Below are 1,509 nucleotides of genomic sequence, written 5' to 3' on the forward strand. Positions count from 1 at the left end.
CCGGGGCGCAAGCTGCTCGTCGTCACGGGCCGCACGGCGGCCGAGGTCGACGATGCGGTCGCGACGCTCGTGCTGGGCCGCGTGGCGCTGTCGGGGCCGGCGGCAACCGTCGCGCACGTCGATCTGGGCGCGCCGCGCAAGCCTTACGACGCGCCGCGCTGGCTGCCCGTGAACCGTCCGATCGCGTTCCGCGAGCTCGTATCCGATACGCGCGAGCTGGAAGCGCGCGGCACGTCGCCCGACGCGATCCGCCTGAACCTGCGCGTGCCGGCCGATCTGCATTCGTGGAACGGCGCGGGCGTGCCGATCACGCTGCGCTACCGCTACACGGCGCCGACCGTGCAGGACAACTCGACGCTCGCCGTCGAGATCAACGACCAGCTCGTGAAGTCGTACCGGCTCGGGCCGGCCCATGCCGAGGACGCGCGCGGCCGGATGCAGCTGCCGCTGCTGTCGGTGCCCGAAGGGCGCGTGACGAGCGACGTCGACATCCCCGCGTTCCGGGTCGGCAGCGGCAACCAGCTGCAGTTCCGCTTCACGCTCGATTCGCAGAAGACGGGCCTGTGCTCGAGCACGGCGACCGAGCCGCAGCGTGCGGCGATCGATCCCGATTCGACGATCGACTTCTCGCACTTCGTCCATTACGCGCAATTGCCGAACCTCGCGTTCTTCGCGAACAGCGGCTTCCCGTTCACGCGCTTCGCCGACCTGTCGCAGACGGCCGTCGTGATGCCTGACCGGCCGTCGCCGCAGGAACTCGAGGCCTACCTGACGATGCTCGGCCACATGGGCGAATGGACCGGCTTCCCGGCCCTGCGCGTGCAGGTCGCGCGGCCCGGCGACGTCGCCGCGCTGTCGGGCAGCAAGGATCTGCTCGTGATCGACGGCTCGCCCGCGTCGCCGCTGCTCGCGCACTGGCGCTCGGCGCTGCCGCTCGTGATCGGCGAGCAGGGCGGCGCGGGAGGCGGAGGCGCCGCGCGCATCGCGTTCTCGGTGAAGGAACGCTGGCGCAACGGCGTCGGCCTGGCCGAAGGCGGCGCGCATATCGAGCAGACGGGCTCGCTCGCGGCGCTCGCCGGGTTCGAGCTGCCGGGCAGCCGGGGGCGCAGCGTCGTCGCGCTGACGGCGACCGACCCGCCGCGCCTCGGCGATCTGCTCGACGTATTCGAGAACGCCGGGCTCGTGTCGCAGCTGCAGGGCGACCTCGCGCTGGTGCGGCCGGGGCAGGTCGACAGCGTGCGCGTCGGCGAGCCTTACGTGGTCGGCTTCGTGCCGTGGTATGCGCGCGTGTGGACGCAAGCGGCGCGGCATCCGGTCGTGCTCGGCGCGGTCGGCGTCGTCGCGGGGCTGCTGCTCGCGCTCGGCGTGTTCAGCGTGCTGCAGAGAATCGCCGCGCGTCGACGGGGGATGTAACGGATGGCGCGGGCAATGGCGAAGCGACGGGCCATGCGGCCGGCGCAGCGCGTCGGCGCGACACTCGCGCTGGCGGTTGCGGTGACGTGCGCGGCG

At 72.7% G+C, this 1,509-nt stretch carries 1 protein-coding gene; it reads left to right on the forward strand.

The genetic code is table 11. From position 1 onward, the window contains the following. Positions 1 to 1,413 (forward strand): cellulose biosynthesis cyclic di-GMP-binding regulatory protein BcsB (locus G3N64_RS39065; protein WP_205788891.1); only part of this gene is annotated, 1,413 nt, incomplete at its 5' end. Positions 1,414 to 1,509: the final 96 nt, after the last annotated feature.

Source organism: Burkholderia sp. Ac-20344 (genome assembly GCF_017104975.1).
Classification (GTDB): Bacteria; Pseudomonadota; Gammaproteobacteria; order Burkholderiales; family Burkholderiaceae; genus Burkholderia.